Below are 26,205 nucleotides of genomic sequence, written 5' to 3' on the forward strand. Positions count from 1 at the left end.
GCCGGCCGGGCGGGTCCCGGCCGGCTCCGGCTCAGCCCACCCGCGGATAGCCCAGCAGGTGCAGCCGGTCCTTGCGGTCCGTCCAGCGGAACACGCCGACGCCGGAGCTCTCCACCTCCGGCAGCCGCGTGTTCGGCGCCAGCGCCTCGACGTCCCAGGTCGTGAAGCTCACCGTGACCGGGCCGCCCCCGTCGCCCTCCAGGGCCTCGTCCGCGTCACGCGCGGTGGTCGCGCCGTAGGCACTGCCCCCGTCCGTCACCGACGCGAGCGTGAGCTGTGCCGAGCCGTCCGCCTCCTCGAAGCAGAACGCCTTCCGGGCCTTCAGGTCGAAGGCGAGGTTGCCCGCCACCAGGTAACCGCCCGAGGGCGAGACGACGGCCCGGGGATAGCTGCCCGGCTCTATGGCCGGGGTGTGGCACTCCACCGAGACGACCGGCTTCCCGGTCGCCGCGTCATGGACCGTCCACATCTGGTGGGTGGCTGCCCGCTTCGCGCCCTTGGCCGGTCGCCACTTCGCCAGGATCAGCCCGGGCGCCACCGCGGTCGGCACCCCGGTCGCGGGGTCCGCGCCCTTCGGGGCTGTCTTCCTGCTGAACCAGCCGCCCCGCACCCAGAATTCGCGCACCCCGCTCAGCAGCAGCCCCTCCGCGGTCTGCCCGCGCACCTCGGTGAGCTGCTTGCAGGCCGTGCAGCCCTTCGGATACGTCACCGCGGACGTGGGAATCTCCGACACCTCACCGCTGACCGGGTCCACGACCGCGCTGTTCGCCCTGCCGTCGCTGATGAGGACGCCCGGACCGGTGGCCGTGACGGTCGGCGCGCCGGTCCAGGGCACCTCGACACGGCGGCGCTCGCCGTCCACCACGTCGTACACGTCGAGGGAGACGAACGTCTGCGCCGGGGTGAGCCCGCCGCCGGTCTTCCCGAACGACCAGGTCACGAAGAACTGCCGGTCGTCCTTGGCGACGGTGAGCAGCTTCGGGAAGCGCAGCGGGTCCGGCGGCCGCCAGGCCTCGCCGCTCCAGCCCGCCCGGCCGGTCTCCGTGTCGAGGGTCCGCAGCCGGTAGCGGCGGCCGGGGGCCTCCACCAGATAGGCCAGCCGGCCCGTCGTGTGCGAGACGGCGTAGTCGGGCCCCGCGCCGACGACCTCCCAGCCGCGCCCCGTCGTGTACTCCGGCGGGACGTTCAGCTGCGTGGCGGGGCCGGCGCTCCTCCTCGCGGGCTTCTCCGGCTCGTCGTCCTCCCCGCCGCCGCCACCGCCCCCGCAGGTCGCCAGCAGGAGGAGCAGGGCGAGGAGGAGCACCCCGCCCACCAGAGCCAGGCGCACGATCCTCTGTCTCATGGTCCCCCCGGCGGGCCAAGCCCTGAGCAATCCCCGATGCGGCGTCGGCCAGCGTAGCAACGGGCCCATGGCGAAGAGCAGTTCGGTCCGGTAGCCGTTCCGTCCCGGTTCCGTCCCGGACCGCCGGACTGCGGGGAGCGGGTCCGCAGCGCCTACAATTCGGCGGTGAACGACACCCTCCCCACCGCGGAAGCCCTGCGTGCGGCGCTGGCCGCCCTGCTCGACGGGCTGCCCCCGACGCAGGCCGCGCAGGCCGTCGACCGGCTGATCGCCAGCTACCGCGGGACCACCCCCACCGATGCCCCGATCCTGCGGGACCGCTCGGACGTCGCCGCGTACGCCGCGTACCGGATGCCCGCGACGTACGAGGCCGTACGGTCCTGCCTCGGCGCACTCCGCGAGGCCGCACCGGACTGGGCCCCTGCCACCCACACCGACATCGGGGGCGGTACGGGCGCGGCGAGCTGGGCGGTCGCCGGGGCCTGGGACGGGCCGCGGACGACCGTCCTGGACTGGTCGGAGCCCGCACTGGCGCTCGGCCGCGAGCTGGCCGAGGCCTCGGGTGTCCCGGGCCTGCGGTCCGCCACCTGGGAGCGGGCGCGGATCGGCGTGTCACCGGCCCCGGCGCCCGCGGATCTGGTGACGGTCTCGTACGTGCTCAAGGAGCTCACGCCGGAGGACCGGGCCGCGGTCGTGGACGCCGCGGCGGCGGCGCAGGCCGTGGTGATCGTGGAACCGGGCACCCCGGACGGCTACGACCGGATCATCGAGGCCCGCGACCGGCTCATCGCCGCCGGCCTGACCGTGGCCGCCCCCTGCCCGCACGACGAGGCGTGCCCCATCGAGCGCGGCACGGACTGGTGCCACTTCTCGGCCCGGGTCAGCCGCTCCTCCCTGCACCGCCAGGTCAAGGGCGGCACGCTCAGCCACGAGGACGAGAAGTTCAGCTACGTCGTGGCGACCCGCTTCCCCACCGCCCCGGTCACCGCCCGGGTCACCCGCAGACCGCAGATCCGCAAGGGCCAGGTGCTGCTGGAGCTCTGCACCCGGGACGAGGGCCTGCGGCGCGCCACGGTCACCAAGCGGCACGGCACGCTCTACCGTGCCGCCCGGGACACCGCGTGGGGCGACGCCTGGCCGCCGCCCGAGGAGGACTAGGGGCTGACGTCCCCGGCCCGCAGCTCCTGCGTGCAGCACTTGACGCTGCCGCCGCCCTTGAGCAGCTCGCCCAGGTCCATCGGGACCGGCTCGAAGCCCCGGTCCCGCAGCGGGTCGAAGAGGCCCGTGGCGGCCTGCGGGAGCAGCACGTGGCGCCCGTCGCTGACCGCGTTGAGGCCCAGCGCGACGGCGTCCGCCTCCTCGGCCAGCAGCGCGCCGGGGAAGAGCCGGGCCAGCACGGACCGGCTGCCCGGCGAGAAGGCCCCGGGGTAGTACATGATCTCGTCGGCCGCGTCGTCGAGCACGCACAGCGCCGTGTCCAGGTGGTAGTAGCGCGGGTCCACCAGATCGAGACCGATCACCGGGCGCCCGAAGAACTCCTGGGCCTCGTCGTGGGAGAGCGGGCTCGACCGGAAGCCGCGTCCGGCCAGCAGGTAGGACGAGGTCACGGCGAAGTCGCCCTCGCCCTCGTTGACATGGGCCGGCTCGTGGATCTCGGTGAAGCCGTTGGCCCGGAACCACTCCCGGTGCGCCTCGGCCTCCGCGTACCGCTCCCGGTAGGCGAACAGTGCGCCGAGCACCCGGCCGTCGATCACGGTGGCCCCGTTGGCGGCGAACACCATGTCGGGCAGGTCGGGGCGAGGGGTGAGGAGCTCCACGGTGTGGCCGAGGGCCCGGTAGCGGTCGCGCAGGTCCTCCCACTGGGTGGTGGCCAGGGCCAGGTCCACGGGTTTGGACGGGTCCATCCACGGGTTGATGGAGTACGTGACCTCGAAGTGGGCCGGGGCGCACATCAGGTAGCGACGAGGGGTGGCGTCACGGGTCAAATCAGGCTCCTCACGAACGGCGGCCGGTGCCGCGGAACGGTGGGATGCGCACGGGGTGTGTGCGTGAGTTCATGGTGCGCCGCCCCGGGCCGCCGCGCTGTGATCCGTTCGGGTGGTTCCTGCGGGGTGACCGGGCAGGCGGCAAGACGATACGTATCGGCCCGTGACCCTCTAGGCTGGCCGGATGTCACCTCACAAGGCCCCCGACTCCAGCCGCCGCAGCGACCGCTCCCGCCGTGCGATCTGCGACGCGGCGCTCTCACTCGTCGGCGAGGTGGGGTACGCGAGGACGACGATCGAGGGCATCGCCGCCCGGGCCGGCGTCGGCAAGCAGACGATCTACCGCTGGTGGCCGTCGAAGGCGGCCGTGCTCATGGAGGCGTTCACCGACGAGGGCGCCCGCCGGTCGGCGGACGTGGAGGGGGTGGGGGTGGCCGAGGACGGTGAGCTGGGGATCCCCGACACCGGCGACCTGGCGGCCGACCTCAAGCTGGTCCTGCGGGCCACGGTCGACGGACTGAACGACCCCGCGGCCGCGGCACCGACCCGGGCCCTGACCGCCGAAGGCATCATGGATCCGGCGCTGGGGGCACAATTCGTCGAAAATCTGCTCGAACCCCAGCTTCAGTTGTATGTCACACGGCTACGGGCCGCCCAGGAGGCCGGTGAGGTGCGCGAGGACATCGATCCGCGGGTCGCGCTGGAGCTCCTGGTCGCCCCGCTCACGCACCGCTGGCTGCTGAGAACCCTTCCGCTGACCCACGCGTACGCCGACGCCGTCGTCGATCACGCGCTGCGGGGGCTCTCCGTCCGGCCGTGAGACCCGACAGGCGTTTCGTGACATACCGCACATGCGCGCCGGCCCCTGTTCGGCGGCCCGGACACCCCGCTTGGGAACTCTGGCCACCCTAGGAGCAGGATGGTGGGACCATGGAGGTACAACCGCTGAGGTGAGGGGATAGATGGGCGCCGATTCCGGCCGCTATCGCGGCACAGAGGGCAGGATTTCCCAGTGGCTGCGCAGGCGGCCGAAACCGCAGCCGGAGGCCGAGGAAGCCGCCCGGCTGGCGCTGCTCCTGGCCGTCGCCGAGGCGGGCATGCCCATCTCGCCCGCCGCGCACCCGGTCGGGTACCGATGTTCGTGCGAACGCGTCGGCTGTCCCACCCCCGCCCGGCACCCCGTCTCGTTCGCCTGGCAGACGCAGTCCACGACGGACAGCGCGCAGATCGAGCGCTGGGCCGCCAACCAGCCGCTGGCCAACTTCATCACAGCGACCGGCATGATCCACGACGTCCTGGACGTCCCCCTCTCCGCGGGGCGCGTCGCCCTGGAGAAGCTCATCGCCGCCGGCATCGACGTCGGCCCCGTGGCCCAGTCCGGCACGGACCGGATGCTCTTCTTCACCGCCACCCGCGGCACGCCCGAGGACGAGGACGAGTGGTGGCCCTGCGAGCTGGACTGCCACCCCGAGACCATGGACGAGCATCCGGGCCTCCGCTGGCACTGCCGCGGCAGCTACGCCCTCCTGCCGCCCGCACGGCTCCCCGGTGAGCTGGACGTGCACTGGATCCGTGGCCCGGAGAACCCGCTGCCCGACCCGCTGACCCTGCTCGAAACCCTCACTGACGCCTGCGCGCAGTACGCCGACACCGCGGACCAGAGCGACCTCGACCACGACTCGGTGGCCTGGCCGCTCAGCCGCTGAGCCCGCCCGGGACCCGGAGGCGCGCGGCCGCCGGGCGACGGACCCCGCGGGCCCTGCCGCCCGCGGCAGTCAGGAGCCCTGCGCCGCGACCAGACCGGGCAGCCGGTTCAGCACACGCACCTTGCCGTCGGCCTCACCGGCACCCTTCTTGGGCACGTAGACCAGCTGACTGGAGACGCGCTCCTTGGTGAGGGTGCTCTTCACCTCGCCGGTCAGGAGTGCCTGCACGTCCGCCGTGACCGTCGGCCGCAGTCCCCGCGCCGCGGTCTGCCGCTCGAAGTGCTTGCTGCTGAAGAAGACCAGCGCCCCGCCGTCCTCCGTCGTCAGGCCCAGCGGCGCGAACGTCCCGGAATCCAGCGCCCGGTCGTCGTACTGGTAGGAGAAGCCCGCCCTGCGGGTGTTCTTCCGCGCGTCCCGCCAGCCGGAGGTCATCGACCCCGGAGCGAACACGTCCGGTGCGCCGTCCCTGAGGTAGTCCGTGTACGTGCCGCTCAGCTCCGCCGGCGAGGTGGCCAGGGCCGCGTCGGTGCCGGCCGAGGGCACGGGCTGCGCCCAGCCGTCGGCGTCCTTGCGGAACTTCGGGATCTCGGACGGGGAGGCGACCGCCAGGTAGGAGACCTTCCACGGGGCGTCCGGCCCGGTGCGGACGAACGCCAGCAGCCAGCGCGTGTCCAGCTTCCCGCCGTCCTGGTCGCGGTTGGAGTCGGTGTCCGCGAGGAACCAGCGCGGCCAGCCGGCCTTCCTGGGGATGACGTACGAGGCGTCGGTCAGCTCCAGCGGTTTGTGGGCCGCGTTGCCCTGCGGACTGTTCTTGCGCCGCGCGACCAGACCGGCCTGGTTGATCGCACCCAGCGAACCCGTCACCCGGTCCGCGTCGAGGTCCGGATCGTAGGCCTTGTCCGCCTTGTTGTACGCGACGGTGAAGTCCTCCAGGGCTTCGGCGGCCTCGGACTTCGTCGCCCCCGGCACGACTTCCAGCTCACCGTGTACCGTCACGCAGCCGCTCGCCGTCACCACCAGTACCGTCGCCGTCGCGAGCCCCGCCGCCAGTCGACCCAGCCTTCTCATCCGTTGCCTTCTGCGCCTTCTGATCCGTCGTCCGCACTGACCGCCTGAACCCTACCGGGGCGAGGAACAGCGTGAGCGTGGGGATGAGATACAGCGCCCACACCGTGACCTGAAGGACGGTCGGATCGGCCTGGAAGTTGAAGATCCCCTTGAGCAGGGTGCCGTACCAGCTGTCCGGCGGAACCGTGGCCGTGACGTCGAACGCCTTGTCCGCCAGGCCGCCGAGGAAGCGGGCCTCCTGCAGGTCGTGCACGCCGTAGGCGAGGACACCGGCCGCCACGATCACGAGCATGCCGCCCGTCCACGTGAAGAACTTCGACAGGTTGATCCGCAGGGCGCCCCGGTAGAACAGCCAGCTCAGCACGATCGCGGTCGCGATTCCCAGCAGCACCCCGACCAGCGGCGAGGAGGATCCCTCCCCGCTCGCCCGCACCGAGGCCCAGACGAACAGCGCGGTCTCCAGGCCCTCGCGGCCCACCGCCAGGAACGCCGTGGCGACCAGCGCGCCCGTGCCCATCGCGAGAGCGGAGTCGAGCCTGCCGTGCAGCTCCCGCTTCAGGTGCCGCGCGGTGCGCCGCATCCAGAACACCATCCAGGTGACCAGCCCGACGGCGACGATCGACAGCGACCCGCCGAGCGCCTCCTGCGCCTCGAACGTCAGCTCCTGGGAGCCGAATTCGAGCGCGGCACCGAAGGCCAGCGAGAGGGCGCAGGCGATGGCGATACCGGTCCACACCGGGCGCAGCGCGTCGCGGCGTCCGGTCTTGACCAGGTAGGCGATGAGGATGCAGACGACCAGGCCGGCTTCGAGACCCTCGCGCAGCCCGATCAGATAGTTGCCGAACATGCCGGTCCTTCCACGGTGTCGGTCACGAGAACAGCGTCCGGCCCCACCAGTCGTCCGTGTCACGGACGCCGGGCGGAACGGCGAAGACGGCCGAACCCACGTGCTGGATGTACTCGTTGAGCGCGTCGGAGGCGGCGAGGCCGCGCTGCACAGGGATGAACCCCGCGCGCACGTCCCGCTGGTAGGCGAGGAAGAAGAGGCCGGCGTCGAGCCTGCCCAGACCGTCCGTGCCGTCGGTGAAGGAGTAGCCGCGGCGCAGGATCGTCGCCCCGCCGTTGGTGTCCGGGTGTGCCAGCCGCACGTGCGCGGTCGGCAGCATCGCCTTCAGGAACGGCTCGTCGCGCTCCTTCGCCCTGCCCACCGGTGCGCCCTCGCCCTTGTCGCGGCCGAAGATGTCCTCCTGCTCCTGCAGCGGAGCCCGGTCCCACGTCTCGATGTGCATCCGGATGCGCCGGGCGACCAGGTACGACCCCCCGGCCATCCAGCCGGCGCCGTCCGTCCCGTCCGCCCACACGTGCTTCCTCAGGGCGGCGTCGTCCGTGCCCGAGATGTTCCGGGTGCCGTCCTTGAAACCCATCATGTTGCGCGGGGTCTGGGCGCCCGGGGTCGTCGAGGACGTCTTGCCGAACCCCAGCTGCGACCAGCGGACGGCGGTGCGCCCCATCCCGATCCTGGCGAGGTTCCGGATGGCGTGCACCGCGACCTGCGGGTCGTCCGCGCACGCCTGGACGCACAGATCGCCGCCGCTGCGGGCGGCGTCGAGATTGTCACCGGGGAACTTCGGCAGGTCCACCAGCGCTTCGGGCCGCCGCCCGGACAGGCCGAAACGGCCGCCGGCGAACAGGGAGGGGCCGAATCCGAGGGTGAGCGTCAGCCGGGACGGCCGCAGGCCCAGCGCCTCGCCCGTGTCGTCCGGCGGGGCCTGCGCCGGTCCTCCGTACGCCCCTTCGCCCACGGCCCGTCCGGCCGTCATCCGCTCGGCGGCCCGGGTCCACTCCTTGAGCAGTGCGACCAGTTCGGCCCGGTCCTCCGTCGTCACGTCGAAGGCGGCGAAGTGGAGCCTGTCCTGCACGGCGGTGGCGATACCCGCCTGATGCGTCCCGTGGAAGGGCACCGCCGCGCCGCTGTCGGACGCCGGTTCCGGGCTCCCGCCGGAGCGCACGGCGGCCACCGCGCCGCCCGCCGCGGCGGCGCCCAGCGCCAGTCCGGCACCGCCCCAGCCGAGCAGGGCACGGCGGGAGGGGGCGGGGGAGCGGTCGGCGCCCCCGCCCGTGTCCTCGGTCTCCGTCATGGTCCGGCCCCTGCTACTTCGTGACCGTGGCGGCCAGCTTGGACAGCGGCTCGGCGAGCGCGTTGACGGCGTCCGAGAGCTCCTTGCGGTCCGCCTTGCCGACCTTGTCGTAGGAGGTGAAGTCGTAGGAGTCCTTGTCCGCGCGGTACTTGTCCAGCAGCGTGTTCAGCGCAGCGAACTGCTTGTCGAGCGAGGTGGTCAGCGCCGCGTCGTTCTTCGACGCGATCGGCTTCAGGAGGGCGTAGGACTTCTCCGCGCCCTCGACGTTCGCCTTGAAGTCGACGAGGTCGGTGTGGCTGTAGCGCTCCTCCTCGCCCGTGACCTTGCCGGTGGCGACCTCGTCGAGGAGCTCCTTGGCGCCGTTGGCCATCGAGGTCGGGGTGATGTCGGCCCGGCCTACCCGCTTCTGCCAGTCCAGCAGGTCCGTGTAGAGGGTGGGCGCGAGCGCCTTCTCCTCGGCGCCCAGCTTCTTGTCCTGCCACAGCGCCTTCTCCAGGCGGTGCCAGCCGGTCCACTTCTGGCCGTCCTCCAGGCCGTCCTCGCGGACGTCGACCTTCGGGTCGATGTCACCGAAGGACTCGGCGACCGGTTCGGTGCGCTCCCAGCCGATGCGTGAGCCGGCGTACGCCTTCTTCGCGGCCTCGATGTCGCCCGCGGCGACGGCGTCCGTGAAGACCTTCACCTTCGGCAGCGTCTCGTCGGCCTGGGCCTGCACGTAGGTGCGGTATCCGGCGACGGCCTCGTCCATCTCGGGGCTGCGCGCCGCCGCCTTGCCCCCGGTGACCTCGACCGTCTGGCGGATGCCCTTGCCCTTCATGCCGGGCTTGCAGGCGACCTCGTACGTGCCGGCCTTGATCTCGGCCGTGATCTTCGCCTTGGTGCCCGGCCCGATGTTCTCGCGCTCGGTGACGATCCGGTCGTCCGGGAACAGGACGTAGACCTCGGTGACCTTGGACCCCTTGTTCTCCACGGCGAGTTCGACGTGGCCCGCCGGGATCTTCTTGGACGACACCGTGCACGAGTCGTCCTTGGCGACGACCTGGACGGCTCCGTCGCCCTTGCCGTCGCTCTTCTCGGCGCAGCCCGTGACGGCGGTCAGTGCGGCCACCGTGGCGACAGCGGTGACGACGGAGGTACGAAGGGCTCGCATGCGGGGCTCCACAAGAGTCAAAAGGGCGGGGAACGGTGCGGACGACAGGAGGTGAGGCGGCCCTAACTTAACTGTGCCTTACCTCACCGACACCCGTCTTTCGCGTGATTCAGGTCTCACTCCGAGGGGGCGGAAACGGCCGGATCACGGCTGACTCATGGGGAACCCACAGGAAGGTCAAAAGCGGGTCAAGCAAGCCTTTTCGGTACGACGAGCGGCACCCCGGTCCGCGGGTGCGGGAACACCTCGACCGGCTGCCGGTACACCTCGCCGAGCAACGCGTCGGTGAACACCTCGGCGGGCGGCCCGGCCGCCGCCAAACGTCCGCCGTGCAGCACCACGGCCCGGTCCGCGTACGCCGCCGCGAGGCCGAGGTCGTGCAGCACCACGACCACCGCGTCCCCGGCGGCGGCCCGCTCGCGGCAGATCCGCAGCACCAGTTCCTGGTGGCGCAGGTCCAGCGCGGCCGTGGGCTCGTCCAGAAGCAGCAGGGGGGCGCGCTGCGCGAGCACCCGTGCCAGGGCGACACGGGCGCGTTCGCCGCCGGACAGCGCGGAGAAGGGGCGGGCGGCGAACTCCGTGACCTCGGTCGCGGCCATCGCCGCCGCGACCGCGGCGTCGTCCTCGTCCTCGCGGGCCGTCCCCGCCCAGGGTGCCCGGCCCATCCGTACGACGTCCTCGACCGGGAACGGGAAGGCGAGCGCGGCGGACTGCGGCAGCACCGCCCGGCGCAGGGCCAGTTCGGCGGGGGACCAGGACGTGGCCGGCCGGCCGTCGACGCGTACCTCGCCGCCGTCCACGGGCAGGTCCACGGCCAGCGCCGCCAGCAGCGTGGACTTCCCGGCGCCGTTCGGTCCGACGAGGGCGAGCACCTCGCCCGCCCGGACGGTCAGCTCGACGGAGTCGAGGACCGGCCGTCCGCCCAGCCGGACGCCCACCCCGGCCGCCTCGGCGGCGGCGGAGCCCGGAGCGGCGGGGGAGGGCAGCTCCCGGCCGCGGGCCGTGAGAAGTGCCTTGAACGGATTCATGCCCAACCACCCTGTCTGCGGCGGGTCCTGCGCAGGAGCCAGAAGAAGAACGGGCTGCCGAGGAGCGCGGTCAGCACGCCGAGCGGGAGCTCGGCGGGGTCGGCGACGGTGCGGGCGGCGAGATCGCCCGCCACCAGCACCAGCGCACCGCCGAGCGCGCTGCCCGGGACGAGGAAGCGGTGTCCCGGGCCGTTCGCCATCCGCAGCAGATGCGGGACGAGCAGCCCCACGAAGGAGATGATCCCGGCGACGGCGACCGCCGCGGCGGTCAGCAGCGCCACCACGAGGACGAGCACGATCCGCAGCCGCTCGACGTCGACGCCCAGGTGCCGGGCGGGCCGCTCGCCGAGCGCGAGCAGATCCAGCTTCCTGGCGTGGAGCGGGGCGACCAGCAGCCCCAGCGCCGCGCACGGCAGCACGGCGAGCACCTTCGGCCAGGTCGCCTGGGAGAGCGAACCGAGCTGCCAGAAGGTGATCTGGGTGATCTGCGCGTTGTCGGCGAAGAAGATGAAGAGGCCGATCAGGGCGCCCGCGAAGGCGTTGACGGCGATGCCGGTGAGGATCAGCGTCACCACCTCGGTCCGGCCGCCCGAGCGGGAGAGCACGTACACGAGCAGGACCGTGGCGAGACCGGAGACGAACGCGCAGACGGTGATCGTCCAGTTGCCGAGGAAGGTCAGCCCGAGCGCGATCGAGGCGACGGCCCCGACCGCCGCGCCCGCGGAGATCCCGATGACGCCGGGCTCGGCCAGCGGATTGCCGAACACCCCCTGCATCAGCGCGCCCGCGCAGCCGAGGGAGGAGCCGACGAGCAGGGCCAAGGCGACCCTCGGCAGGCGCACGTTCCACAGCACGCTCTCGCCGACCCGGTCCAGGGCCTGCCCGCCGAGGCCGGCGCGGTGCTGGAGGGAGGAGAGGACGTCGCCGAGCGGAATGCCGTAGGCGCCGAGCCCGGCGGAGAGCAGACAGCCGACGAGCAGCGCGGCGGACAGGGCGACGGTCAGGACGAACGCCCTCCCGCGCCTCGCCGGGGCGCGCTCCGCCCTGGTGGCGGACTCTTCGTACGAGGCGGTCGTCACGTGCCCTCCACGCCCTCCGGGTAGAGCTGGTCCACGAGTTCGGCCAGTACCCGGTCGGTGCGCGGCCCGTAGTTCAGCAGCACCCCGTCGTCGATCGAGACGATCCGGCGGTCCATCCCGGCGGGCGTCTCCGCGACCCCCGGGATCTTCACCAGCCCGTCGACGCCGCCCACCGAGTCGAGGCCCTTGGTCATCACCAGGATCACGTCCGGTGCGGCCTTCGCGAGCGCCTCGCTGGTGATGGCCGTGAAGTCCTTCGTCAGTCCGGAGGCCTTGCCGGCGTCGACGGCTCCCGCCGCTTCGAGCAGCGAACCGGCCCCGGACTCCCGGCCGCCCAGCAGATAGACGGAGGCCGAGCCACGCAGGTAGAGGAAGGCGACGCGTGGCCCGCCGTCCTCCCGGCGTGCGGGAACGGTCCTCCGCACGGCGGCGATGCGGGACTCCGTTCGCGTCCTGAGTTCGTCTCCCGCGGACTTCGCACCCAGGGCCGCGGCCACGGTGGCGATCCTGCGGCCGACATCGGCGAGATCCTTCGCCGGCTCGACGACGACCAGGGCGATCCCGGCGTCACGGATCTGGGCGACGGCCTCGGCGGGGCCCGTCGTGGTGTCCGCGAGGACGACGGTGGGCCGCAGGGACAGCACGCTCTCGGCCGAGACGTCATGAGCGCGGGTCACGACCGGGAGCTTCTCGGCCTGTTCGAAGGTGGCGGTGATGTCGCGGGCCACCACCTGCTCGCCGAATCCGAGCGTGAACACGATCTCGCTGAGCGATCCGGTGAGCGGGACGATCCGGTCCGCGGAGGTGACGGTGACGTCCTTGCCGTCCGCCGAGGGCACGGTGACGGGCAGCCGCTTCTCGGGGACCCCCGCCAGCGGCTCCACGGCGTCCGCCGTCGCGGCGGCGGACCGCGTGCTCGCCGTCCGCCCGGCGGGCGTTCCCGGGCCGCATCCGGTCAGGGCCGCCGCGAGTGTCACGGCGGCCAGCGTTCCGAGCCGTCCTGCCCGCCGTCGTACGGCTCTTCGGCCCGCCGCGGCGGAGTGCTGGGGGAGACGCACGGGTGCACCGTCCTGGGGTCTTGAGGGCGCGAGGTGCCGGAGGGGTTCCGGCGCACGCTGAAGTGATATTAGGTTAGCCTCACCTCACTAAGCTTAGGCTAGCCTTACTTCATCATCAGCCCGGAGGGCCCCATGCCGTCGTCCCTTTCCGTCCGCGCGCTCGCCGTCGCGCTTCTCGCGGTGCTGTTCGGAGCGTTGCTCCCCGCCTCCGCCGCGCAGGCGGCGAGCCGCACGGTGCAGGGCGGCCGGCTGGACTGGGGTATCAAGTCCTCCTTCCAGAGCTACGTCACCGGGCCCATCGCCCAGGGCAGCTGGAGCCTGACCGGCGGGGCCGCGACGGTCGGCGGGAGCCAGTTCCGCTTCCACTCGGCCACCGGCTCCTACGACCCGGCGAGCGGCGCCTTCCGGGCCGCGTTCTCCGGCGGGGTCCACTTCGTGGGCCACCGGCAGGCCGGCGGCGGCAACGAGCTCGACCTCACCATCAGCCGCCCCACGGTCAGGATCTCGGGAGGCGGAGGGACGCTCCACGCCGACATGGCCAGCAAGGAGCGGGGAAGCGGCCGCGTCACCACGAGGTCCCAGGTGCCGCTGGCCACCCTCGGCCTCGCCGGGATCAACATGAGGGGCGGCTCCACGCCCGTCGGCCTTGACAGCGTCCCGGCGACGCTCACTTCGCAGGGGGCGAGCGCCTTCGCCGGCTACTACGCGGCCGGAACGCCGCTGGACCCGGTCAGTCTCTCCGTCGACACGGAGGCACCGGCAGCCGCGAAGCCGTCCGAGCCGTCGAAGCCGTCGGCCTCCGTTTCGCCCTCCGCCGCGAAGAAGAAGGAGAGCGCGGGCCGCTTCGAGGACGCCGCCGTGGACTGGGGCGTGCGCCGCACCTTCCGCGAGTACGTCACCGGCTCCATCGGCCGGGGCAGGTGGACCCTCGCCGACGGCGCCCAGGACGGCGGGGCCGTCTTCCGCTTCCCGCGGGGCAAGGGCACGTACGACGCCGGGAGGAAGGAGCTGGACGCCGCCTTCGCCGGCAGCGTCCGCTTCACCGGAGCGGACGGCCTGGACCTGGAACTCGCCGGCTTCGCCGCGCGGGTGGCCTCCGGCAAGGGCACGCTCCTGGCGGACGTCACCAGCGACGGCGCCACCGACAAGGCCGTTCCGCTCGTCACCTTCGCCGCCGGGGGCCTCGCTCCCCAGGACGGTCTCGCCGTCCTCGCCGAGGCCCCCGCGACCCTCACCGCCGCCGGGGCCAAGGCTTTCGGCTCCCTCTACAAGGCCGGCACCGCGATGGACCCGGTCTCCCTCGCCGTCGCCGTCGACCCGAAGGCGGAAATGCCCGCGCTGCCCGACCTGGGCAGCGGGGCCGAACCGTCCGGAGCGCCCGCGGCACAGTCCGCCGTGACCCCTGCCGCCGCCGAGCCGGCGGCAGCGGAGTCCGGCTCCCGTACCTCTCTTGCCGTCGGGGGCGGGGCCGTGCTGATCGCGGCCGTCGCCGCCGTCCTGTACGCGGCCCGTCGCCGCCGTACGGCACGGAACACCTGACCACCCCTCTCATCACTTACGTTCCCCAGGAGTCACTGTCATGGCAGCCAACCGACCCATAGCCCTCGCCGCGGCCGTCGCCACCGCGGCCGCCCTCGGCGCGACGTTCGCCCTCCCCGCCCTCGCGGCCGACAGCGCGGCCCCGGCCGCCGCTCCCGCAGCCACCGTGGAGCTGACGGACGGCACGCTCGACTGGGGCTTCAAGGAGTCCTTCCGCAGATACATCGGCGGCGCCGGCACGATCACCGTCGAGGACGGCGCCACCCAGGCGGCGGGCAACGGGGTCTTCACCTTCGGCAACGGCACGGGGACCTACGACACCACCACCCACGGCACCGACACGGCCTTCGACGGCAGCGTCAACTTCAACGCCCACGGTGGCGCCCTCGACATCACCCTCTCCGACGTGAAGGTCTCGACGAGCGGCACGGCCGGCGCCGTCACCGTCGACCTCAAGACCCCGCAGGGCACCCAGGACGACGTCGCGTTCGCCGAGCTCGACCTGTCGGCGGTCCGGCCCGGTCAGGGCGAGGGCGGCGCGATGGTCTTCAAGGACATCCCCTCGAAGCTGACGAAGACCGGATCGGCTGCTTTCAACGGCATGTACGCGGAGGGCGAGGTCCTCGACCCGGCCACCCTGTCGGTCAAGTCGGTCACGACGCCCCCGACCGAGGAGCCGACGAAGGAACCGACGAAGGAGCCCACCCAGGAGCCGACCGAGGAGCCGACCAAGGAGCCTACGAAGGAACCCACCGGCAAGCCGACGGCCACCCCCACGGGCAAGCCCACCACCCCGGCCTCCCCGAACCCCTCCGTGTCGGCCACCACCCCGGCGGCCGAACAGGGCGAGGTCGTCGACGGCACCCTGGACTGGGGCGTCAAGGAGTCCTTCCGCTCCTACGTCACCGGTCCCGTCGCGAACGGCAAGGTCGAGACGACGGGCGGCGCCACCGCGTCGGCCGCGGGCTACCGCTTCCCCGACGCGACGGGCAGCTTCGACGCCGAGGAGCAGACCCTGGAGGCCGAATTCGACGGCACGGTCCGCTTCCTGGGCCACAAGGAGGGCGACGCCTACACACTCGACCTCTCCCTCACCGGACTCGAGGTCCAGGTGAAGGACGGCGCCGGAACCCTGGTCGCCGACGTCACCAGCAAGGACCGCGCAACCAGGAAGGTCACCACCCGCACCGGCCTCGCCGTCGCCGATCTGAAGCTCCCCAGCGGTGAACTCGCCGCCAAGGGAGGCGTGGTGACCCTCTCCGCCGTCCCCGCCACCCTGACCGCGGACGGCACCGAGGCGTTCGGCGGCATGTACGCCAAGGGCACCCCGCTCGACGCCCTGACCGTCTCCGTCGCCCTCGACGAGAACGCCGAACTCCCGGGAGGCAGCGGCGGATCAGGCAGCACCGGCGGTTCGGGCGGCACCGGCGGCAGCGGGACCATGTCCGGCGGCACGGTCGGCGGCGGGACCGTGGGTGGTTCGAGTTCCCTCGCCTCCACCGGATCGGGCCTGCCGGCCGGTGCGCTGATCGCCGCCTCCGGCGTCGTCGTCGCGGCGGGCGCCGGTGTGGTGATCGCCGCGCGCCGTCGCCGTACCGTCTGATCCCGTCCCCGCTCCACGAGGGCCGCACCGGCACAGCGTGCCGGTGCGGCCCTCGTGGCGTCGGGACACCCCGCGCGGTGCTTGAATGCGCATGTGAACGACTTCGACGTACCCGAAGGCATCGACGTACTGCGTGTGTTCTGCGGACCGGACGGCCGCCACGGCAACGCGCTGGGCGTCGTGCGCGACGGACGCAGGTATCCCGACAACGAGTCCAGGCAGGCGCTCGCAAGGAAGCTCGGCTTCAGCGAGACGGTGTTCGTGGACGACCCGGAGCGCGGCACCGTCGACATCCGCACCCCCGGGCTGCGGCTGCCGTTCGCCGGGCACCCCCTCGTCGGAGCAGCCTGGCTGCTCGACCTGGAGGTCCTGGAGCTGCCCGTCGGCGACGTGACGGCGCGCCAGGACGGCGAGTTCACCTGGATCACGGCCCGCCCGGAGTGGGCGCCGGAGAGGGCGCTGGAGCGGTACGCCTCGGCCGCGGAGGTCGAGGCGCTGACGGGGCCGCCGCCCGGCGAGGGCTGGCTCTACGTCTGGGCCTGGGAGGACGAGGCCGCCGGCCGTGTGCGGGCGCGCGCCTTCCCCCGGCGCGACGACGGCATCGACGAGGACGAGGCGACCGGCGCCGCGGCCATGCTGCTGAGCGCGGAGCTCGGCCGGGCCCTCAACATCACACAAGGACGCGGCTCCCAGATCCTCACCGCACCCGCGCCGGACGGCACGATGGAGGTCGGGGGCCGCGTCCTTCTGGTGGTCACGTCCTGATCACGCGCTGAGCGGGAAGACCTCACCGAGCTCGCGGAAGACGGCCGTGTTCAGCGCGAAGGCGCGCTTGCACTCGTCGATGATGCGCTGCTTCTCCAGGTCGTCGGCGTTCACCGCGTCCAGCAGCTCCCGGTAGTCCCGCTTGAAGGCGGCCGGGTTGGAGATCTGCTCGAACACGTAGAACCGCACCCCGTCGCCCTTGCGCTCGAAGCCCCAGGTCTTCTCCGCGGTGCCGCGGATGATCTGGCCGCCCGAGAGGTCCCCGAGGTAACGCGTGTAGTGGTGCGCTATGTATCCGGCGGGCCAGTCCCGGGCGCACTCGGCGACCCGCGCGGCGTACGCGGCGGTGGCCGGCAGCGGCTCCAGGCCGTCGCGCCACCCCTCGCCCCGCAGATGGGCGAGGTCGCGCTCCAGCTCGGCCGTGCGCATCAGCTCGGGCTGGACGAACGGCCCGGCGACCGGGTCCGTGCCCAGGGTCTCCGCACCGTCCTCCAGCGCCCGGTAGACGAACCACAGCTGCTCGGTGTAGCGCGCGTACGCGTCCACCCCGAGCCGGCCGCCGAGCATGTCGCTCATGAAGGTCGATGACTCGGCCTCCGTGTGCTGCTCGTGCGAAGCGGTGCGGATGAGGGTGGAGAAGGGGGTGGTGGCGGTCGAGTCCAAGGCGGGCCTCCGGGGACCGAGGGGGACGGGAAGTCCGGACAGAAACATGCATACCGGCGGCAGCTGTGCACGCCGCCGCGCACCGATACGCCGATCCTCCTGCTTAGGCTTACCTAAGTCAACAGGTTCCCGACTGCCTGTCGGTAAGGCGGCCGTCCGGCGGGGACCCTACGGAAGCGTCAGGATCTCCGCCCCGGTCTCGGTCACCACCAGTGTGTGCTCGAACTGCGCGGTCCGCTTCCGGTCCTTCGTCACCACGGTCCAGCCGTCGTCCCACATGTCGTAGTCGTGGGTCCCCAGCGTCAGCATCGGCTCGATGGTGAAGGTCATCCCCGGCTGCATCACGGTCGTCGCGTGCGGGCTGTCGTAGTGCGGGATGATCAGGCCGGAGTGGAACGAGGAGTTGATCCCGTGCCCGGTGAAGTCACGTACCACCCCGTAGCCGAACCGCTTCGCGTACGACTCGATGACGCGCCCGATCACATTGATCTGCCGGCCGGGGCGCACCGCCTTGACGGCGCGGTTCAGCGACTCCCGGGTGCGCTCCACGAGGAGGCGGGACTCCTCGTCGACGTCGCCGCAGAGGTAGGTGGCGTTGTTGTCGCCGTGCACGCCGTCGATGTACGCGGTGACGTCGAGGTTCACGATGTCGCCGTCGCGGAGCACGGTGGAGTCCGGGATGCCGTGGCAGATGACCTCGTTGAGCGAGGTGCAGAGCGACTTCGGGAAGCCCCGGTAGCCCAGGGTCGACGGGTAGGCCCCGTGGTCCACCATGAACTCGTGGGCGATCCGGTCGAGTTCGTCCGTGGTGACCCCCGGGGCGATGTGCTTGGCGGCCTCCTCCATCGCCTGCGCCGCGATGCGGCCCGCGATCCGCATGCGCTCCACGGTGTCGGAGTCCTGGACCTCCGGCCCGGTGTACGGCGTGGGGGCGGGCTTCCCCACGTACTCGGGGCGCCGGATCCTTCCGGGGACGGAGCGGACGGGAGTGATCTCCCCTGGTACGAGAAGCGACTGGCCAGACATGTCAGCGAGTCTAACCAGCGTCCTCGGGGCACCATGGCAACGAGGAAAGGATCCCGCAATGGCCCTGTTCAAGAAGCGCACGGTGGGCAAACCGGGCGAATGGTACTACTGCCTGGAGCACAAGAAGGTCGAGGAAGGCCCCGAGTGCCCGGGGAAGGACCGCTTCGGCCCGTACACCACGCCGGGGGAGGCGCAGCGCGCGATGGACACGGCGCGTGAGCGGAACCTGGAGTGGGAGAACGACCCGAAGTGGCACGACCGCACGGAGGGGTCGGAGGGCGGGACGCCGGGCCGCCCGGGCTGACCGGGGCCGGGGACGCCCGGCGGATCGCGCCGGGGCGGGTGGCGGGTGCCTGTCGCCCGCTCCGGTCCCGGCCGCCCCCGGCTCCGGCGTCGTCCTGGTCAGCCGGTGTGGATCGCGTCCAGGGCGGCGAGGGCCTCGGCGTCGAGTGTGACGGCGCCCGCGGCGACGTTCGCTTCGAGGTGGGACACGTCGGCGGTGCCCGGGATCAGCAGGGTGCCCGGGGTGTGGTGGAGGAGCCAGGCCAGCCCGATCTGGGCGGGAGTGGCGCCGAGGGAGCGGGCGACGTCCTGTACGACGGGGTGCTCGTTGACCTTGGGGAGGCCGGGGAAGGCGCTGCCGAGGGGGAAGTAGGGCACCCAGGCGATGCCGTGGACGGTGCAGGTCCGCACCAGCTCCTCGTCCTCGCGCGCCAGCAGACTGTAGGCGTTCTGGACGCAGGCGATCCCCACCGGGAGGGCCCGCCGCAGGTCGTCGAGGCCGATGGTGCTCAGGCCGATCGCACCGATCTTGCCCTCGTCGCGCAGGGCCTCCATCTCGGCGAGCTGGTCGTCGAGGTCGACGATCTGGTCGGGGCCGGCGGACAGCCCGAAGCCCGACGTGGTGGCGCGGCGCAGGTTGACGAGGGGGATCCGGTCCAGGCCGAGGCTCTTGAGGTTGGTCTCGACGTCGGCGCGGAGCTCGGCGGGGTGCTGGGCGTAGCGCATCGGTGCGGGGCCGCCGGGGTCGGGGGTGGCGCCGACCTTGCTGACCACGGTGACGCCGTCCTGGGGACGGATCGCTTCGCGGATCAGGTCGTTGGAGTAGCCGTTGCCGTAGAACTGCGCGGTGTCGATGTGGTCGATGCCGAGCTCGACCACGCGGCGCAGGAGGGCCAGCGCGCCGGCGCGGTCCTCGGCCATCCGGTGGAGCTGCATCGCGCCGTAGCCGATACGCGAGACGGTGCGGTCGCCGAGTCGGCCGGCCCCTCCGGCGCGCGGGGCGCCGGAGGCGGTGGCCGGTGAGGAGGGCAGGGGGGAGGCGGGGGAGGTCAAGGGGTCCGTCCTCGGATGTGGGAAGCTGGGGTCGAGTGGAGGAATCCTCCACTTCTACGACCGTAACAGGAAGCGGAGGAATCCTCCACTATGGTTCCGCGCGCAGCCGGCGACCCTGCCTCCCCGGAATCCGGCACACCACGTGCCGCCCGGACCGACGCACGCCGCAACCGCGACAAGATCATCCAGGCGGCCCGGGCCGCCTTCACCTCCGCTGCGGGACCGGTGGCGCTGGAGACCGTCGCCCGGCAGGCGGGCGTCGGGATCGCCACCCTCTACCGCAACTTCCCGACCCGCGACGCGCTGGTGGAAGCGGTCTACGCGAACGAGCTGGACGCGGTGGCCGCCGCCGCGCCCGCCCTCCTCGACGAGCTGGCCCCGCGGGCCGCGCTCCGCGCGTGGATGGACCGCTACATCGCCTTCTCCGCGACCAAGCACGCGATGCACAAGGATCCGCGTGTCGGCCCCACCGCAGGGAGGACGGCCCCCCTGCTCCCCACCCGCGAGCGCATCACCGAAGCCGTGGCGACGCTGCTGAGGGCCGGGGCGGACGACGGATCGCTGCGCACGGACGTCGACGCCGACGACGTCACCACGCTTCTCCTCGGCGTCTCCCTCGCCGCGGTGGCGGGCATCGAGCCCGAGCGGACGGCGCGCCACCTCGACCTCGTCGCCGACGCGCTGGCCGCCCCGGAACGCCGCCTCTGACCCGCCCGGCGCGGGGAAGGCCTGCCCCGCGCCTACGGGACCCGTCACCACCGGGCCGGCGGCGGGGCGGTCAGCTGGTCGGCCAGGCGGGAGAGGCGGTCGCGGAAGGTGCGGCGGCCCCGGGGGGACGGGGAGCCGTTCTCCCCGGCCGCCGCGCTGACCAGGTGCTGCACCGTGTCCAGGTCGACGTCGTCCTCGTCGGAGACCGTCAGCGCCTCGTGGGCGAGACCCCGCACCTCGGGGTCGCCGCCGTCCAGTGACAGGACCGTCGCCCCCGCACGGCGCGCGTCATGCACGCGTTCGAGCAGCCCTCCGTCCGGCCGCTCCGGTGCCACCACGAGCAGCGTCTCGCCGCGCCCGGCCGCCTCGATCCGGCCCAGCCCGACGGCCAGGTGCGCCGGGTCGTCCGGCTCCACCCGGTGGCGTACGAGCGTGGGCCGCAGCTGCGGCAGGCCCGACCAGGTGGACTCGTCCACCAGGTGCGCGGCCATGTGCCACGGCTCGTAGACCTCGGTCCCCACCAGCAGCAGCCCGCCGCCCTGCGGGACGACCGACGCCCGCAGGGTCCGGGCGAAACCCCGGGCCGCGGCCGGCCACTCCGTCCCGGCGAGCACCTCACGCAGCAACGCGACTCGTACGGCATCCATGGCCCGGCATCATGCCTCCACCTGGCCCCGGTGACTGCCCGACCGGGGTAATCCACCCGAACGGGATCCGCGGTCCCCCGTTCCGTGGCACGCGTCGCAGAGCGCGGAAGCGCGGATACCGCCTCCCTACCTGGCAGTAGGGTCGGCGCCATGACTACGAACGACAGTGGAAACGCCCCCAAGCCCCCCGCCAAGGACCCCTGGGACCTCCCCGACGTGTCCGGCCTGACCGTGGGTGTACTCGGCGGAACCGGCCCTCAGGGACGCGGTCTCGCCTACCGGTTCGCCCGCGCGGGACAGAAGGTGGTCATCGGCTCGCGCGCCGCGGACCGTGCCGAGGCCGCCGCCGCCGAGCTGGGTCACGGCGTCGAGGGCGCGGACAACGCGGAGTGCGCGCGCCGCAGCGACATCGTGATCGTCGCCGTGCCCTGGGACGGCCACGCCAAGACGCTCGAATCGCTGCGCGAGGAGCTCGCCGGAAAGCTCGTCGTCGACTGCGTCAACCCGCTCGGCTTCGACAAGAAGGGCGCCTACGCCCTGAAGCCCGAGGAGGGCAGCGCCGCTGAGCAGGCCGCCGCCCTGCTGCCGGACTCCCGGGTGACCGCCGCCTTCCACCACCTCTCGGCGGTGCTCCTCCAGGACGAGGCGATCGAGGAGATCGACACCGACGTGCTGGTGCTGGGCGAGGCCCGCGCCGACACCGACACCGTGCAGGCCCTCGCGAGCAGGATCCCCGGCATGCGGGGCATCTTCGCCGGCCGGCTCCGCAACGCGCACCAGGTCGAGTCGCTGGTCGCGAACCTGATCTCCGTCAACCGCCGCTACAAGGCACACGCGGGGCTGCGCACCACCGACGTGTGAGCCCGTGCAGGGAGCCGAATCGGGCATGAGGGACACTGGACGGGACCGCACCACCCCCGGACAGGAGCACCAGCCCTCATGCCCCGCCTCGCTCTCTACTCCCTCGTCGTCTGCGTCCTCGCCGTCGCCGCAGCCGTGGTCTCCTTCGTCCAGGGCGGCATCCTGCTGGGTGTCGTATGGGTGCTGCTGGTCGGCCTCTCCTCGAACATGGCGCTGTTCTACCTGCGCAGGCACCGGGCGGAGTCCCGCGCCGAGGCCCTCTAGCGGATCAGGGCGCAGCCCGGGTCCCGGTCGCCGAACCACTCCTGCCAGAAGCGGTAGGTGTCGAGGCCGCAGTACGTCTCGACCTCGCTGACGCCCAGGCCCCGCAGCAGCGCGTCCACCGCGTCGAAGAAGACCCCGTTGACCTCCGGGATCCACAGGAGCGCGAAGACCGCGATGAGCCCGAAGGGCGCGAACGGCTCCACCTGGCGCCGGACCTTGTAGGAGAGCCACGGCTCGATCACGCCGTAGCCGTCGAGCCCCGGGACCGGCAGGAAGTTCAGGATGGCCGCCGTCACCTGGAGCAGCGCCAGGAACGCGAGCGCGAGCCGGAAGGACAGCGGGACGCCGTCCAGCCCGCCCAGCCAGAACGGCGCCGTGCAGACGACGGCGAACAGGACGTTCGTGAGGGGACCGGCTGCCGAGATCAGGCTGTGCTTCCAGCGCCCGGTGATACGGCCCCGCTCGATGTAGACCGCCCCGCCCGGCAGACCGATGCCGCCCATGATCACGAACAGCACGGGCAGCACGATGCTCAGCAGGGCGTGGGTGTACTTGAGCGGGTTGAGGGTGAGATACCCCTTCGCCCCGACCGTGATGTCCCCGCTGTGCAGCGCGGTGCGGGCGTGCGCGTACTCGTGGAGGCAGAGTGAGACGATCCACGCCGCGGTGACGAAGAGGAAGACCGCGAAGCCGGTCTGCTCGGCGAAGTCCGTCCACACCGCCCAGCCGGAGACTGCCGTGACGGCGGCGATCCCGAGGAAGACGGGGCTCACCCGCCGGTCGCTGGGGCGGCGGAACGCGGTGGTCATCTGCGGTACTCCTGAGGGGCTGGACGGCGGCTGGAGCCCCCGACAGTACGGGTGACACGGCGAGAACGTCCCGGAGCCGGGTGGTAGTTCCTCGGAAGGCGGTGCCGTCACGGACAATGGGCGCGTGCACTACGGCATCCTCGGTACCACCCTCGCCCTCCGCGCGGACGGCACGCCCGTCGCCCTCGGCGGGGCGCGGCTGCGCGCCCTGCTCACCGTGCTCGCCCTGCGCCCCGGGCACACGGTCCCCGCCGGGGTGCTCGTCGACGAGGTGTGGGACGGCGATCCGCCCGCCGACGCCCTCGGTGCCCTGCAGGCGCTGGTCGGCCGGCTCAGGCGTGCGCTGGGCCGGGACGCGGTCGAGTCGGCCACGAGCGGCTACCGTCTCGCCGCCGACCCGGACGCCGTGGACCTCCACCGCTTCGAGCGGCTCGTGGGGGAGGGCTCCCGGGCGCTGGAGGAGGGCGACGCGGCGAAGGCCGACAGCGTCCTCGGCGAGGCGCTCGCCCTGTGGCGCGGGCCCGCCCTCGCCGATCTGCCGGACCGCTCCGTGGCGGCGGCCCGCTGGGAGGCCAGGCGCCTGGACGCCCGGCGCACCCGGACCGAGGCCGTCCTCGCGCAGGGCCGCGCCGAGGACGCCCTGCCCGAACTCGCCGGGCTCTGCGCCGACCACCCCCTGGACGAGCCCCTGCAGGCCCTCCGTGTCCGGGCGCTGCGGGACGCCGGACGCACCGCCCAGGCACTCGCGGCCTACGACGAGGTGCGCATGCTGCTTGCCGACCGGCTCGGCACCGATCCGGGCCCCGCACTGCGTGCGCTGCACGCGGAGCTGCTGCGGGAGGACGTGCCCGCGCCGCCGCCGCCCGCCCCAGCCCCCGCCGCCCGGCCGGGCAATCTGCGGGCCAGGCTCACGAGCTTCGTCGGACGTGAGGCGGACATCGCCGACCTGCGTGAGGACCTGACCCGCGCCCGGCTGGTCACCCTCCTGGGCCCCGGCGGCGCGGGGAAGACGAGGCTGTCCCAGGAGGCGGCCGAATCCGCCGGTCCGGCCGCCTGGCCGGACGGCGTCTGGCTGGCGGAGCTCGCGCCGGTCGACGATCCCGAAGCGGTGCCGGAGGCGGTCCTCACCGCGCTCGGCGGCCGCGGGACCGTGCTGCGCGGGGCGGGCGCCGAGGAGCTCCGGGTGGCGGAGCGCAGCGCCGGAGAACCGCTGGCCCGGCTCACCGAACACTGTGCCGGGCGCAACATGCTGCTGCTCCTGGACAACTGCGAGCACCTCATCGAGGCGGCCGCGGCCCTCGCCGACCATCTGCTGGCCCACTGCCCCGGCCTCACCGTCCTCGCGACCAGCCGTGAACCCCTCGGCGTACCGGGGGAGTTCGTCCGGCCGGTGGACCCGCTGCCCGATCCGACCGCGCTGCGCCTGCTCGCCGAGCGGGGGGCCGCCGCACTCTCCGGCTTCCGGGTCGACGCGGACGAACGGACGGCGGAGGCCGCCGCCGAGATCTGCCGTCGCCTGGACGGGCTGCCGCTCGCGATCGAACTCGCCGCCGCCCGGCTGCGCATGCTCACCCCCCGCCAGATCGCCGACCGCCTCGACGACCGCTTCCGGCTGCTGACCAACGGCAGCCGAACCGTGCTGCCGCGCCAGCAGACCCTGCGGGCGGTCGTCGACTGGTCCTGGGACCTCCTGGACGAGGACGAACGCACCGCGCTGCGCCGGCTGTCGGTCTTCTCCGGCGGCTGCACCCTCGACGCGGCCGAGGCGGTCTGTGCGAACCGGCCGCAGAGCGCGTACGACGTCGCGGGGGTGCTCGGCTCGCTCGTCGACAAGTCCCTCGTCGTCGCCGCCCCGGCCGTGGACGGCCGCATGCGCTACCGCCTCCTGGAGACCGTCGGGGAGTACGCCGCGGAACGGCTCGTCGAGGCGGGGGAGAGGGACGTCGTCGAACGGCAGCACCTCGCCTTCTACCGGGAGCTGGCCCGCACCACCGACCCCGAACTCCGCGGCGCCGGACAGCTCGCCGCCCTCGCACTGCTCCAGCGCGAGTACGAGAACCTGCGCACGGCCCTGCGGCACGCCGTCGCCGCCGGCGACGAGCAGGAGTCGCTCAGCATGGTGCTCTCGCTCGCCTGGTACTGGCAGATGCGTGATCTGCGCAGCGACGCCCTGCAATGGGCCGAGGCGGTCTCCGCGCTCGGCCCCGACCCGTTCGCCGCGCCCGCCGACACCGCGCCCTCGATCACCGAACGCTGCACCGACGCGCCGCCGCCGATGGGCCCCGAGCTGCTCCAGGAGGCCCGGCGCCAGGTGGCGCTGCTCCGGATGGCCAACATGGACCACGCGATGGACTTCTGGGCGAACGAGGGCGACATGGCCCGTCTGCGGATCATCGCCACCACCTACCGCCCGGGCCAGCCCCAGACCTGCCGCAGCCTGGGCACGCTCTGGTTCTTCGCCGTCATGCTCACCGGGGAGGTCCCGGACGTCCGCGGGCTGCTGGACGAGACGGTGCGTACCGCACGAGGTCTCGGATTCGAGTGGGAGCTGGCCTCCGTGCTCCAGATGCGTGCCAACGTGCTGGCCAACCGTGCCGACTGGGCGGGTGAGGCTCATGCGGACGCCGACGAGAGCCTGGAGATCTTCGGCCGGCTGGGCGACGACTGGGGTGCGGCGGAGGCGCTGTCCGCCCGCGGCGAGGCCAACGAGAAGGCGGGCGAGCACGCCCGGGCCGCCGAGGACTACCGGGCCGCGATCGGCTATGCGGAGAAGCTGGACGCCCGTGCCCAGGTGCTGGTGCTCCGTACCCGCTACGCGGCCGCTCTCGTCGAGCTGGGGCGCGTGCCGGAGGGCGAGACGATCCTCCGGGACGTGCTCGACGAGGGGCGCAACATGGCGCACGAGGCGACGGCGTTCGCCCGGTTCTTCCTCGCCTTCGCCCTGGGCGCGACCGGCCGTACCTCCGAGGCCCGCGAACATCTCGCCGTGCTGCAGAGGGACTTCAGGTCGCAGTCCGTAGGCGTCTTCGAGGCGTTCGTGACGGGCGGACTGGCCTGGCTGGACAACCAGGACGGGCGGTACGCGGACGCCCTTGTCCTGGGCCGGGAGGCACTGCTGCGGGCCGACGACCGGTTGTCGCGGATGGTGGCGCCGGACATGCACGTGCTTTACCTGTTCACCGTGGCACGCGCGCTGGGCGGCCTCGGCGAGGAGCGCGGGGCCGCTCTCGCGGCACGGCTGCTGGGTGCCGGGCGGGCGTCGCTGCCTGACGCGCACGTGCCGACATCGATGGAGCGCGTCGACTGCGCCTCGGCGGTGGAGCTGGCCCGCGGTGTCCTCGGGGACGCCGCCTACGAGGCGGCATACGCAGAGGGCGGCGGCCTCTCCATGGAGGAGGCCACCGCCCTCGTCGAGGCGTACCGGGACTGAG

The 26,205-nt window shown here is 72.9% G+C and carries 24 protein-coding genes and 1 pseudogene; 11 read left to right on the forward strand and 14 right to left on the reverse strand.

What is annotated here, in order from left to right:
• Positions 1-31: 31 nt before the first annotated feature.
• Positions 32-1,342: a hypothetical protein gene (locus ACFUNE_RS15640; RefSeq protein ID WP_383567058.1), complete on the reverse strand. Its 1,311-nt coding sequence runs from the start codon at positions 1,340-1,342 to the stop codon at positions 32-34.
• A gap of 165 nt (positions 1,343-1,507) precedes the next feature.
• Between ACFUNE_RS15640 and ACFUNE_RS15645 the strand changes: the two genes are divergently transcribed.
• Positions 1,508-2,500, forward strand: a complete 993-nt coding sequence (locus tag ACFUNE_RS15645; RefSeq protein WP_383567061.1) for a small ribosomal subunit Rsm22 family protein — start codon at positions 1,508-1,510, stop codon at positions 2,498-2,500.
• Here the strand turns inward: ACFUNE_RS15645 and ddaH are convergent.
• Positions 2,497-3,363, reverse strand: a pseudogene (gene ddaH / locus ACFUNE_RS15650) (dimethylargininase); the annotation flags it as partial. The gene ACFUNE_RS15645 and the pseudogene ddaH sit on opposite strands and share 4 nt — an antisense overlap.
• A 148-nt stretch (positions 3,364-3,511) precedes the next feature.
• Between ddaH and ACFUNE_RS15655 the strand changes: the two are divergent.
• Together ACFUNE_RS15655 and ACFUNE_RS15660 are read left to right on the forward strand one after the other, a co-directional pair.
• Entirely contained in the window at positions 3,512-4,147 is a 636-nt protein-coding gene (locus tag ACFUNE_RS15655) for a TetR/AcrR family transcriptional regulator (protein ID WP_383567064.1), read from the forward strand.
• Between the two features lie 142 nt (positions 4,148-4,289).
• The gene (locus tag ACFUNE_RS15660; protein WP_383567067.1) at positions 4,290-5,033 is read left to right on the forward strand and encodes a bifunctional DNA primase/polymerase; all 744 of its coding nucleotides are present in this window, start codon (positions 4,290-4,292) and stop codon (positions 5,031-5,033) included.
• Between the two features lie 69 nt (positions 5,034-5,102).
• Here the strand turns inward: ACFUNE_RS15660 and ACFUNE_RS15665 are convergent, their stop codons facing one another.
• The 7 genes from ACFUNE_RS15665 to ACFUNE_RS15695 form a co-directional block, all read right to left on the reverse strand.
• Positions 5,103-6,101: a hypothetical protein gene (locus ACFUNE_RS15665; protein ID WP_383567070.1), complete on the reverse strand. Its 999-nt coding sequence runs from the start codon at positions 6,099-6,101 to the stop codon at positions 5,103-5,105.
• Complete coding sequence (efeU, locus tag ACFUNE_RS15670) at positions 6,013-6,948, reverse strand: iron uptake transporter permease EfeU (RefSeq protein WP_383567073.1); 936 nt, start codon at positions 6,946-6,948, stop codon at positions 6,013-6,015. The genes ACFUNE_RS15665 and efeU overlap by 89 nt, the downstream gene beginning before the upstream one ends.
• Before the next feature lie 22 nt (positions 6,949-6,970).
• Positions 6,971-8,239 carry an iron uptake transporter deferrochelatase/peroxidase subunit gene (gene efeB / locus ACFUNE_RS15675; RefSeq protein ID WP_383567076.1) on the reverse strand — a complete coding sequence of 423 codons (1,269 nt, stop codon included), beginning with the start codon at positions 8,237-8,239 and terminating at the stop codon, positions 6,971-6,973.
• Between the two features lie 13 nt (positions 8,240-8,252).
• The gene (efeO, locus tag ACFUNE_RS15680; protein ID WP_383567079.1) at positions 8,253-9,389 is read right to left on the reverse strand and encodes an iron uptake system protein EfeO; all 1,137 of its coding nucleotides are present in this window, start codon (positions 9,387-9,389) and stop codon (positions 8,253-8,255) included.
• 188 nt (positions 9,390-9,577) lie between these two features.
• Complete coding sequence (locus tag ACFUNE_RS15685) at positions 9,578-10,417, reverse strand: heme ABC transporter ATP-binding protein (protein ID WP_383567082.1); 840 nt, start codon at positions 10,415-10,417, stop codon at positions 9,578-9,580.
• Positions 10,414-11,496 carry a FecCD family ABC transporter permease gene (locus tag ACFUNE_RS15690; RefSeq protein WP_383567085.1) on the reverse strand — a complete coding sequence of 361 codons (1,083 nt, stop codon included), beginning with the start codon at positions 11,494-11,496 and terminating at the stop codon, positions 10,414-10,416. The genes ACFUNE_RS15685 and ACFUNE_RS15690 overlap by 4 nt, the downstream gene beginning before the upstream one ends.
• Positions 11,493-12,554, reverse strand: a complete 1,062-nt coding sequence (locus ACFUNE_RS15695; protein WP_383567088.1) for a hemin ABC transporter substrate-binding protein — start codon at positions 12,552-12,554, stop codon at positions 11,493-11,495. Before ACFUNE_RS15695 ends, ACFUNE_RS15690 begins: the two co-directional genes overlap by 4 nt.
• A gap of 132 nt (positions 12,555-12,686) precedes the next feature.
• On the opposite strand from ACFUNE_RS15695, the gene ACFUNE_RS15700 reads away from it, so the two are divergent.
• The 3 genes from ACFUNE_RS15700 (at position 12,687) to ACFUNE_RS15710 (ending at position 16,461) form a co-directional block, all read left to right on the forward strand.
• Positions 12,687-14,093, forward strand: coding sequence for an HtaA domain-containing protein (locus tag ACFUNE_RS15700; protein WP_383567091.1), 1,407 nt, complete (start codon positions 12,687-12,689; stop codon positions 14,091-14,093).
• Between the two features lie 40 nt (positions 14,094-14,133).
• Positions 14,134-15,696 carry an HtaA domain-containing protein gene (locus ACFUNE_RS15705; RefSeq protein ID WP_383567094.1) on the forward strand — a complete coding sequence of 521 codons (1,563 nt, stop codon included), beginning with the start codon at positions 14,134-14,136 and terminating at the stop codon, positions 15,694-15,696.
• A 93-nt stretch (positions 15,697-15,789) separates the two neighbouring features.
• Positions 15,790-16,461, forward strand: a complete 672-nt coding sequence (locus ACFUNE_RS15710; protein ID WP_383567097.1) for a PhzF family phenazine biosynthesis protein — start codon at positions 15,790-15,792, stop codon at positions 16,459-16,461.
• Here ACFUNE_RS15710 and ACFUNE_RS15715 read toward each other — a convergent pair whose 3' ends face one another.
• Positions 16,462-17,124 carry a heme oxygenase (biliverdin-producing) gene (locus ACFUNE_RS15715; protein WP_383567100.1) on the reverse strand — a complete coding sequence of 221 codons (663 nt, stop codon included), beginning with the start codon at positions 17,122-17,124 and terminating at the stop codon, positions 16,462-16,464.
• A gap of 168 nt (positions 17,125-17,292) precedes the next feature.
• Entirely contained in the window at positions 17,293-18,150 is an 858-nt protein-coding gene (map, locus tag ACFUNE_RS15720) for a type I methionyl aminopeptidase (protein WP_383567102.1), read from the reverse strand.
• 58 nt (positions 18,151-18,208) lie between these two features.
• Here map and ACFUNE_RS15725 point away from each other — a divergent pair, with 58 nt between their 5' ends.
• A complete protein-coding gene (locus ACFUNE_RS15725) occupies positions 18,209-18,454 on the forward strand; it encodes a hypothetical protein (RefSeq protein WP_383567105.1) in 246 nt (81 codons plus the stop codon).
• 98 nt (positions 18,455-18,552) lie between these two features.
• Here ACFUNE_RS15725 and ACFUNE_RS15730 read toward each other — a convergent pair whose 3' ends face one another.
• Positions 18,553-19,485, reverse strand: coding sequence for an aldo/keto reductase (locus ACFUNE_RS15730; protein WP_383567108.1), 933 nt, complete (start codon positions 19,483-19,485; stop codon positions 18,553-18,555).
• Between the two features lie 90 nt (positions 19,486-19,575).
• Between ACFUNE_RS15730 and ACFUNE_RS15735 the strand changes: the two genes are divergently transcribed.
• Positions 19,576-20,193: a TetR/AcrR family transcriptional regulator gene (locus ACFUNE_RS15735; protein ID WP_383567111.1), complete on the forward strand. Its 618-nt coding sequence runs from the start codon at positions 19,576-19,578 to the stop codon at positions 20,191-20,193.
• A 44-nt stretch (positions 20,194-20,237) separates the two neighbouring features.
• Here ACFUNE_RS15735 and ACFUNE_RS15740 read toward each other — a convergent pair whose 3' ends face one another.
• A complete protein-coding gene (locus tag ACFUNE_RS15740) occupies positions 20,238-20,840 on the reverse strand; it encodes a hypothetical protein (protein WP_383567114.1) in 603 nt (200 codons plus the stop codon).
• Between the two features lie 150 nt (positions 20,841-20,990).
• Between ACFUNE_RS15740 and npdG the strand changes: the two genes are divergently transcribed.
• Both npdG and ACFUNE_RS15750 read left to right on the forward strand, forming a co-directional pair.
• Positions 20,991-21,701 (forward strand): NADPH-dependent F420 reductase, encoded by a 711-nt coding sequence (gene npdG, locus ACFUNE_RS15745; protein WP_383567117.1) that lies wholly within the window; start codon positions 20,991-20,993, stop codon positions 21,699-21,701.
• A 78-nt stretch (positions 21,702-21,779) separates the two neighbouring features.
• Positions 21,780-21,965, forward strand: coding sequence for a hypothetical protein (locus ACFUNE_RS15750; protein ID WP_383567120.1), 186 nt, complete (start codon positions 21,780-21,782; stop codon positions 21,963-21,965).
• Here the strand turns inward: ACFUNE_RS15750 and ACFUNE_RS15755 are convergent.
• Positions 21,962-22,774 carry a site-2 protease family protein gene (locus tag ACFUNE_RS15755; RefSeq protein WP_383567122.1) on the reverse strand — a complete coding sequence of 271 codons (813 nt, stop codon included), beginning with the start codon at positions 22,772-22,774 and terminating at the stop codon, positions 21,962-21,964. The genes ACFUNE_RS15750 and ACFUNE_RS15755 overlap by 4 nt on opposite strands.
• Before the next feature lie 124 nt (positions 22,775-22,898).
• Between ACFUNE_RS15755 and ACFUNE_RS15760 the strand changes: the two genes are divergently transcribed.
• Positions 22,899-26,204 (forward strand): BTAD domain-containing putative transcriptional regulator, encoded by a 3,306-nt coding sequence (locus tag ACFUNE_RS15760; protein WP_383567125.1) that lies wholly within the window; start codon positions 22,899-22,901, stop codon positions 26,202-26,204.
• The last annotated feature ends 1 nt before the right edge of the window (position 26,205 follow it).

The organism is Streptomyces sp. NPDC057287, from assembly GCF_042667905.1.
Taxonomy (GTDB): Bacteria; Actinomycetota; Actinomycetes; order Streptomycetales; family Streptomycetaceae; genus Streptomyces.

Bases quoted from the DNA above. Each gene is read 5' to 3' on its own strand.
- ACFUNE_RS15705 (WP_383567094.1), top strand. From the start codon at position 14,134: ATGGCAGCCAACCGACCCATAGCCCTCGCCGCGGCCGTCGCCACCGCG.
- ACFUNE_RS15660 (WP_383567067.1), top strand. From the start codon at position 4,290: ATGGGCGCCGATTCCGGCCGCTATCGCGGCACAGAGGGCAGGATTTCC.
- ACFUNE_RS15725 (WP_383567105.1), top strand. From the start codon at position 18,209: ATGGCCCTGTTCAAGAAGCGCACGGTGGGCAAACCGGGCGAATGGTAC.
- efeO (WP_383567079.1), bottom strand. From the start codon at position 9,389: ATGCGAGCCCTTCGTACCTCCGTCGTCACCGCTGTCGCCACGGTGGCC.
- ACFUNE_RS15740 (WP_383567114.1), bottom strand. From the start codon at position 20,840: ATGGATGCCGTACGAGTCGCGTTGCTGCGTGAGGTGCTCGCCGGGACG.
- ACFUNE_RS15640 (WP_383567058.1), bottom strand. From the start codon at position 1,342: ATGAGACAGAGGATCGTGCGCCTGGCTCTGGTGGGCGGGGTGCTCCTC.
- npdG (WP_383567117.1), top strand. From the start codon at position 20,991: ATGACTACGAACGACAGTGGAAACGCCCCCAAGCCCCCCGCCAAGGAC.
- map (WP_383567102.1), bottom strand. From the start codon at position 18,150: ATGTCTGGCCAGTCGCTTCTCGTACCAGGGGAGATCACTCCCGTCCGC.
- ACFUNE_RS15655 (WP_383567064.1), top strand. From the start codon at position 3,512: ATGTCACCTCACAAGGCCCCCGACTCCAGCCGCCGCAGCGACCGCTCC.
- ACFUNE_RS15735 (WP_383567111.1), top strand. From the start codon at position 19,576: ATGGTTCCGCGCGCAGCCGGCGACCCTGCCTCCCCGGAATCCGGCACA.
- ACFUNE_RS15700 (WP_383567091.1), top strand. From the start codon at position 12,687: ATGCCGTCGTCCCTTTCCGTCCGCGCGCTCGCCGTCGCGCTTCTCGCG.
- ACFUNE_RS15750 (WP_383567120.1), top strand. From the start codon at position 21,780: ATGCCCCGCCTCGCTCTCTACTCCCTCGTCGTCTGCGTCCTCGCCGTC.
- efeB (WP_383567076.1), bottom strand. From the start codon at position 8,239: ATGACGGAGACCGAGGACACGGGCGGGGGCGCCGACCGCTCCCCCGCC.
- ACFUNE_RS15755 (WP_383567122.1), bottom strand. From the start codon at position 22,774: ATGACCACCGCGTTCCGCCGCCCCAGCGACCGGCGGGTGAGCCCCGTC.
- ACFUNE_RS15685 (WP_383567082.1), bottom strand. From the start codon at position 10,417: ATGAATCCGTTCAAGGCACTTCTCACGGCCCGCGGCCGGGAGCTGCCC.
- efeU (WP_383567073.1), bottom strand. From the start codon at position 6,948: ATGTTCGGCAACTATCTGATCGGGCTGCGCGAGGGTCTCGAAGCCGGC.
- ACFUNE_RS15665 (WP_383567070.1), bottom strand. From the start codon at position 6,101: ATGAGAAGGCTGGGTCGACTGGCGGCGGGGCTCGCGACGGCGACGGTA.